The 7,945-nt window shown below is 33.7% G+C and carries 9 protein-coding genes; 4 read left to right on the forward strand and 5 right to left on the reverse strand.

The annotated features are described in order from the left end of the window. The first annotated feature begins 683 nt into the window (after positions 1-683). Positions 684-1,013 carry a plasmid mobilization protein gene (locus tag GMD5S_RS0209955; protein ID WP_443255801.1) on the forward strand — a complete coding sequence of 110 codons (330 nt, stop codon included), beginning with the start codon at positions 684-686 and terminating at the stop codon, positions 1,011-1,013. Positions 1,014-1,370: 357 nt separating this feature from the next. Here GMD5S_RS0209955 and GMD5S_RS0209960 read toward each other — a convergent pair whose 3' ends face one another. Next, the gene (locus tag GMD5S_RS0209960; RefSeq protein WP_003015041.1) at positions 1,371-1,670 is read right to left on the reverse strand and encodes a type II toxin-antitoxin system RelE family toxin; all 300 of its coding nucleotides are present in this window, start codon (positions 1,668-1,670) and stop codon (positions 1,371-1,373) included. Next, entirely contained in the window at positions 1,667-1,915 is a 249-nt protein-coding gene (locus tag GMD5S_RS0209965) for a type II toxin-antitoxin system RelB/DinJ family antitoxin (protein ID WP_001018847.1), read from the reverse strand. The genes GMD5S_RS0209960 and GMD5S_RS0209965 overlap by 4 nt, the downstream gene beginning before the upstream one ends. 833 nt (positions 1,916-2,748) lie before the next feature. On the opposite strand from GMD5S_RS0209965, the gene GMD5S_RS0209970 reads away from it, so the two are divergent. Then, positions 2,749-3,357, forward strand: a complete 609-nt coding sequence (locus GMD5S_RS0209970) for a DUF1269 domain-containing protein (RefSeq protein WP_000429534.1) — start codon at positions 2,749-2,751, stop codon at positions 3,355-3,357. Positions 3,358-3,414: 57 nt separating this feature from the next. Here the strand turns inward: GMD5S_RS0209970 and GMD5S_RS0209975 are convergent, their stop codons facing one another. Next, positions 3,415-3,612: a hypothetical protein gene (locus GMD5S_RS0209975; protein WP_000793101.1), complete on the reverse strand. Its 198-nt coding sequence runs from the start codon at positions 3,610-3,612 to the stop codon at positions 3,415-3,417. Positions 3,613-3,853: 241 nt separating this feature from the next. Between GMD5S_RS0209975 and GMD5S_RS0209980 the strand changes: the two genes are divergently transcribed. After that, positions 3,854-4,267: a hypothetical protein gene (locus GMD5S_RS0209980; RefSeq protein ID WP_000350619.1), complete on the forward strand. Its 414-nt coding sequence runs from the start codon at positions 3,854-3,856 to the stop codon at positions 4,265-4,267. 353 nt (positions 4,268-4,620) lie between these two features. Then, on the forward strand, positions 4,621-5,589 hold the full coding sequence (locus tag GMD5S_RS0209985; RefSeq protein WP_000163596.1) for a tyrosine-type recombinase/integrase: 969 nt from the start codon (positions 4,621-4,623) through the stop codon (positions 5,587-5,589). 131 nt (positions 5,590-5,720) lie between these two features. Here GMD5S_RS0209985 and GMD5S_RS0209990 read toward each other — a convergent pair whose 3' ends face one another. After that, positions 5,721-6,992, reverse strand: a complete 1,272-nt coding sequence (locus GMD5S_RS0209990; RefSeq protein WP_000992275.1) for a hypothetical protein — start codon at positions 6,990-6,992, stop codon at positions 5,721-5,723. A 3-nt stretch (positions 6,993-6,995) separates the two neighbouring features. After that, a complete protein-coding gene (locus tag GMD5S_RS0209995; protein ID WP_001125257.1) occupies positions 6,996-7,547 on the reverse strand; it encodes a hypothetical protein in 552 nt (183 codons plus the stop codon). Positions 7,548-7,945 lie beyond the last annotated feature (398 nt).

Genomic DNA, 7,945 nt, shown 5'->3' on the forward strand with positions numbered 1-7,945 from the left:
GTCAATAATGGGGTACAAAATAGTCAATAATGGGGTACAAAATAGTCAATAATGGGGTACAAAATAGTCAATAATGGGGTACAAAATAGTCAATTATTTATCTGCAAACCCTTGATATTACTGAGTTTCTAAGGTCGACAAAGTATTATAAAGTAATATAAAGTATATTAGAAAGTAAATTAGAAAGTATCTTCTTAAGAAAAAAATCTATATTTTATTTTTAAAAAATAAAAAAATCTTTCACTCAGTTCACTATTTTCTATCTAACCACTTACAAATATATTAGACTAAAATCTAAACTTCAATATCAAATAGGAAGTCAAATACATTTCGCTTCCTATTTTTCTATAGTTTTACATAAGACCCTCTGCATATATGATCGCATCATGAGAAAAACTGAGTTTTTAACGTTTTTTGTACCATCCCACATTTAAGACATCATCAGAAGCCATATTTTGGCCGTTAACAGCATCCTTGAGTATTTACAGTAGTTTTTCCTTTGCTAAACTTATAAAACGCAGTATAGGGCTAAAAATGCATGTTAAAAGAATTTAATCTTTATCATGTGCTCACTGCTAAAGATATACTAAAGAAATTTAGTCAAAAAACTCAGTTTTTCTTGTATTATGGTGTATTATTAAATAATACTGTGTGGTATAATATGTATTATATTAGTTAACGGGGTGAAAGTTTTGACTGAAAAAATGACTGTCCTAAATATCAGGATGAGCGTTGAAGAAAAAGAAGAATTAAAGGAAAGAGCTGCAGAACTTGGAGATTCGATCAGTTCATATGCTAGAAAAGTACTCTTCCAAGAGGATAATACAAGCGACTACGTAGATAATACAAATGTATTACAAGAGAAAGATGAGCGTATATCAGACCTTAAAACTCAAATAGACGACTACAAGAAGCAAATTGAGCAACTGCATACGATTATTTTGGCAACTCAGAAAGATAATCAGTTGCTGATTGAACAGAAAGCGAAGAGATGGTGGAAGTTTTGGGAATAGCTTTGAACATCTCATCTTTTTTAACTTTATATACATAAAAAAGTCCTCGAACAAACAGCTCAAGGACACACTAAATCCCTAGAAGACAACAGTCCTCTAGGGATTTTTACGCTCTTTTTTTGATTAACGAGTATTTTGAGGCTAAATGCCGACTATCCTCGTCGTCCAACTATTCACAAATGAAATATGCTAATACATTTGCCATAACGCTGAAGAAGAGGTCAAATAAGTTGCTCACGACTCTCACTTTCTATCCTGCTCGGTAGGTTGTGATCAATTATCTTAGCTCATTTGCTTTCAATTTCTTTAGGGGGATAGTGGACGTTTTTTCTTTTATATAGATTGGCTAAAATAAATTCATCTGTTTCTTATACGTTTTTCAGAAATTGTATAAATTTCGTTATCACTTCTCTTACCAATAGCAATGACTTCAATAATTTCAATTGCATTGACAGTTTCATGAAAAACAATTCTCAGGCCCAGTTTTTTGTGTTTTAACTTCCTGTAACCTGCTAAATTACCGTGAAGAGCCTCTCCGGCAAGCATTCCTTGATTTTCTAACTTGATAAGTGACTTTTTAACATGAAGACGTTGACTATTATCTAATTTATAAAAATCATCTTGTGCTTCAGGTATCAATTCAACTTTATAACTCAATCCCAACCATCCTCTACATTTTCCAAACCTTCACGCCAATTTGAACCAAGAAATTCATCGACAGTTAAATTTTTTCGTGCTTCAAGTTCAAATGGAATTTTACGATCACGTCTGATTTTATTGAAATATAAATTAATTGCTGTAGTATAGTCAAGTCCAATCTCGTTTAAGACCTCACCGACTTCCTGTTTTAATTCAGAGTCAATACTTAGATTCAATCTTGCTTTTGTAGTTGTAATAGCCATTTAAATCACCTCATCTTTTTGTGTATATTATACACAAAAAGACAGATTTCTTCAAGCTATTTTTTTTCTCGTTGATAATTTTTCTGTATAAATTGTCAAAAAATGATGCTGAGATAGTCATTCTGAGCTGATTTCAGTTTAGAGGGCGGATAATCTATCGCTAAAATTCCTTACAGCCCCAACGGTTTATGCTGTTTTTAGCCACACTCTAAAACTTTCCGAAAAAGACCAATTTTTCGGAAAGTTGTTTTTTTGAAAAGTTCATCTCAAAATTCACCTTATTGTTTAAGAGACTTTAGGGCAAACCCATCTTGAGTAATAAGCAGTATCTCTTCTAGTACCTTTTATGATGGGACATCTTTGATGTTACAGCGAAGTAGTCAATCTTCATGTTGTTTTTCCATGCTTAGTCACCGACAACTTTAAGATCGCTAGCGACTACTTTTACTCCGCACCAGGTACTACGTGCTATGTTCCACATGACGGATATAGGGATTAATCAGTTCAACCGTCATTATACGTATCATGGGTTTAGCCATACTTTCGTGTATGTTCGTACCCCCTATCAGTGGTGGGGATTTGTAGGAAAGACACCATTTATTGACTTTTTGCACGGGTGGCTTTAAGATGTTGCTGGACGCCTTTCTTGATAATCACTCAGAGTCGCCAGAGTGTCTGGCCCGAGATATGGCAAGGATATACCGCTGCCTGCACCAGTCCTTCGACGCTGACAAATTGCGACATATCATGTAAATTGTCGCATAAAAGTAGTTTCAAAAAAAAGAAAACTTTGTTATAATGTATGTGTAATTTTTAGAAAAGAGGTATTAACTATGGAAAATCTAGTAGTTTCAATCTTTAGCACTGAAAGCGAAGCTTATCAGTCCTTTGCGGATTTGAAGGCTTTCCGCCAAACTCAGACGACCAAGGTTGCTCAAATCGCCTTGGTCAAAAATGAAAACGGTCATATCGTTGAAAAAGAACGCTATGACTTTGAAGATTCAACGACGGATGCAGCCCTAAAAGGTGGCTTGCTCGGTTCAGTTATCGGGCTTTTGGGTGGTCCTATCGGCGTCTTGTTTGGTTATGGTATGGGTAGCCTCTATGGTTTGGCTGCTGGTGATACCATTGATACGGCAGAAACTGGCCTGATTGACGTTGTTTCTCAGAAATTGACTAACGGTGAAACAGCCGTTGTTGCCTTGGTGCAAGAAGACAACGAAGCAGTCATCGATGCTTACTTCACCAAGTACGACACCCAAATCGTGCGTTGGGATGTAGCAACCGTCGTAGCCGAAATCGAAGCAGCTCTGCAAGTCCAAGAAGACCTCTACAACCAGGCACGTGCACAAATGAAGGCTGAACGTAAAGCCGAACGCAAGGCTAAACTTGAAGAATTCAAGGCAAATGTCAAAGCAAAATTTGACAAATTGAAAGCGTAAGCACTCAAGCATCTCATAAAAAATAGGCTTTCTACTTCTGGAAGATAGCCTATTTTTTTAAAAAACTTCTTCGCGATCAATCCCTGGGTATGGAGCTTGATCATTTAAAATACGATTTAAACAATCTATGCTCGCTTGTAGATAGAACAATTCATTTTTTATGGCTGCTGCATCAGATATTTCTGCTAATCGACCACACTGCCGTTGCATATGCCAGATTACCTTTTGGATATTTTTTTCTTTTAAATTTTTCATGGTTAAATTATATCTTGAGAAGTTCTTGAATTTTTTAAAAATCCTGAAACGCTTGAATTTTAAGCTCAACAATCAATTTATTTAATAGTAGTAAATATTGTGTATTCTCGAGTTATTGACTATAGAGATTTGGTATGTTAAAATACAATTGAGATATGATATTCTTCTTCATTGAAGCTCCATGTCTCTAGCTAGATTTCGCTGATTCATAACCTCTTTCTTTTATAAGAAAGGAGTTTCTATGGATATAGAAATTAAAAAATTATTCAGCGAGATTATTAACGTAGTAATAAAAATCACTATCACATCTGTATTTTTTAGTGAACTATTAGCTACTACGTTGATTCTTGAAGTTCCCTCATTGATGGAACGTTTATACTCCATCTATGATAAACGGAAAAAACAAGACAAATCTTCATTTTTAACGTGTGAATACACAAAAAAACAAAAATGGAAATGGAGGCGGCTCACTCTTTTTGTTTTATCAAGTGCATTCTTATTCATGTTATTTAAACAGCATGAAGACTCATTTGATTTGTTGTTGAAAATACTTAGTCGTAATTCTGCATTTATTTCGCGTTTTATGTTAGATAGTGTTGAAATGACAATAAAAAAACGATTACGACAGCAGTTAAACAATCGTAATCGTCAATAATAGTATCCACTCAAAAGAGTGTATGAATCATATTTGTAAATTACGCCAATAATTTACAAATCGAAATCTAGTAACGAAACTTCCAAAAAATTTTTTTGGGAGTTTTTATGTAATAATTTATTCTTCAGAAAATTATTTGTGTTAATTAAAACATTAATTGCGTTAATTAAACACTGACATATTGTATCACATTTACACATTTTTGTCAATTTGACATCGTGAATTTATTGATATTTCGCTTGAAATTGTAATTTTTTTTTCGTTTTCCTCAAACAGGAAGTTTTCCTATCATACTTTGATTTGCCCATGATTTTCTGTTAATCTAGTAATAGATAAAATTGCAAGGTGAAATCATGACAAAATTAGAGAAAAAATATGACGAATTAGAGGGATTTTGGTCTCCTGCCGTTCGATTATATGTAGATTATTTTTTTACTACAAATACAAAAGACTTATACAACTACCGTAAGTTAAATAGCTTGAAAAAATTCCTTGATTTCTACGCGAGTAACCATCTTAAAAAGTCTACCAATGAATTAACCATGGATGATTTAGAGCAAACACCTGTAGAAGTTGTTGCAGATTATGTCAACTCTTTAGAGCTAAAACCAGACGGTAAAAAACGATTTATTAGTGTCTTAAACTCATTCTGGAACTACTACACTGTTGTATCATTCTCAGGTGATAGAAAAGCCCCATACTTCTACCGCAATGTTATGAACGAATGGATCAATGAGTATGGCATACTTTCTATTTTTTCATCAAAAAGAGGAGCAGGGAACACAGTACGAGTAGTTCATTATGATTTGCCATCTATGCTATACTTTTTTGATGAAATTGATAAGAATGAGAAACCTATGAGTCCCTATGACTTCTTCCTTGATGAAGAAGAAGGCTCATCTAAATTGCTGAAAAATAAAGACAGGGATTTAGCAATCATCGCTTTACTTGCTGGAACTGGAGTTGATCTTGAACAATTAGCGCAAACTACTTATAGAGATATTGACTTACACAAACAGACGCTAATAGTTACATCTCCTAAAGGTGAACGGATTAAGAAACCTATTTTAAGTGAATTTATCCACTATATCTCACCGTACATTAAAGAAAGAGAGAAATCGGTAACTACTAATACTAGTGATTCTCTATTTCTCGACTTCAAAAGAAGACCACTAACTGCTCCAAAAATATCAGGAGTAATAAGTAGGATAGAGCGCATTTTTGAAAAATCTTTATCCGCAGCCATTTTAAAACAGACTCATTCGTGCATTCTACTTGAGAAAAATAAGGATTTTTTGGATCTAGTCCAAAGAGAAAAGTAATATGGGGTCAATTTTGCGCACCTTTTTCTCATATATTACAAGACTCTCTATCCCCTTTTGTTATTTTTAATTCAATTTTTCAATAAATAAAAAAGAGAGACTTAACTAAGTACTCTCTTTTTTTACTTTTATTATCGGATATAAAGGCTCATGAGAAAATAATTGTGAGGCATATTGTAGTATTGTTTTGTAATCTCTGAAGAGAATACTAACCCAACCATAGCATAATCATCTTTGTATCTCTCGTAGAGTTTTTCAAAATAATCAGGGTTGCTAACGTCACCATAGTTTAATTTTACAAGGGGCATTTTTTCTTTGTCAAAATAATCATCTATGTAGGTCAAGATTAAAGAGAATGGACTATCAGGTTCTTCCACTAATTCAGCCGATACTATATCGTAAGGCATGATACGTTCTGTCATACACTTCTCTAATAATCTTTCGTTTTCTTGACGTTCATCAATCACTATATCGTGCATGATGGCCTCTGTGATTTGAGACAGTGCATTGACCTCTGGTAATGCAAACAAGGTTACGGTATTCTCTTGTGTTTTCTCGTAGTAAGAAAAGCCACTGTCTCCAAAAGGTACGGTATATAAATTGTCAATAAAATTCACAATGCGTACATGCAGACGATTATCTTTTGGCTCTGAAATATTATCAAAGACAAAGAAAATTGTATCTCCTCGATAATATTTCATTTGAAAGTATCCCATTATCTTCCCAAGCAGCTTGAAGTGAGGCTCTGTATTCCTGTCATACTCAATTAAATACCTCTGGCCTCGAACAAAGATCACTGCATCTGGGACAAGTGAAATAAGTTTTCGGTTAAACGGAAAAAAGTAAGTGATGTTCAATTCTCTGGGTGATAAATCTGTGCACTGTTCAACTATTCGTCTACCGATTTTCAGAGCTAATCTTCTTGTATGATAATCATGTAGATGTATTTTTCTGATACCATCTTTACCACCAATCATTTTGTTTGTCTTAAGGCTATAATGCGAACCTTTAAACTCTGTTACCTTTGTCAGCTCAGTAAGACCTGGTATTTCATGAATGATATCTAACAACCAGTCAGCAAAATACTTAGGAACATATAGAAACTTAGTCTTACCTATTCTATAATTGTCTTCAAAGTGACTGAGGGGCATTCTGCTATTTCCTATGAAGGAATACAGTGTTCTGTTGTTTAATTCTTTACCCGTAAGGATATAATACTGATCCAGTATCATTTCTCTTGAAAAATACCTTAAGCGAATTAAATGATACATGAGTAAGATTGTGTCTCTTGTAAAATATATCTTCTTTGCACCATTTGGACTTGGCAAGTAATAAGCCACTACATCTTTTGGGATCTGCTCTATTTTTTCTTTGCTTTTTCTTTGTTTTCTTTTAGCGTTCATAAATCATTTTCTCTTCTCTATTTTTATCAAGTATCCTTCTTTCACTTTTTCATATACTTGTATTTCAGACCAATCTTCTTTACGAAATAAATCAGCAATTCTTCTTTGCTCTTGGATAAGATTCCCATTTTTGTCCTTTATTTCATCTTGATAGACTGATTCTGATACATAAAGTGTTAATTCTTGACTACTATGATTTTTGTCAATCTGCAAAAAAATAATATAATCATTAAAGGCCATATGTTTTCGACCTTCAGGTCCTATGAACTGTTTATATGAGACCATTCTGAATTTAATACTATCTATAAAATGTTCAAACTGATTATTAGTATTATTCTCGTAAAGTTCAGTTGCATATTCTGATATAGCTGCAATATCTGAATATGAGATAGTTATGCTCTCTTGTGAGTATCTATCATGTATTATCTCTAATATTCCAAAAACAATCTCTACTTCATGCTTAGATAGCGGTCCTAGATCAAAATGGTCTGGCAAATCGCTATTATGATGTATAACTGCTATATACTCTTTTTGATCTTTTTTTAATTTTGGCATTGATTATACGCTCCTTGTTTGTTTCTTATATATATTTTATCACGCCTCATTTCACATTCAAAGCTATCATAGCCCAAAACGGACTATGATAGCCGAAAACGGTTTCTTCTCAAAAATCAACTCATTTTTAGCAGCTACAGCACGTTCAATTTATAGTTCAAATTTTAGTCATATTCTAAAACATAGTGAAAGTAGAGGTAATACCCCTATAAAGTCACGTTGTTTTAAATTCGACTCTACACTTACAGGGACGTGGGTTTTCGGTTCTTCTTTTGAACCACTATGTTTCTCGACCTAAAAAACCATTAACCACCTCATTCCTATTTCGTTGTAAACCAAGCAGCATCAAGGGATTACAGTAACATTTTTTACCTAAGATGTTTCTCAGTCAAAAAAAC

Source organism: Streptococcus sp. GMD5S, from assembly GCF_000298715.2.
Classification (GTDB): Bacteria; Bacillota; Bacilli; order Lactobacillales; family Streptococcaceae; genus Streptococcus.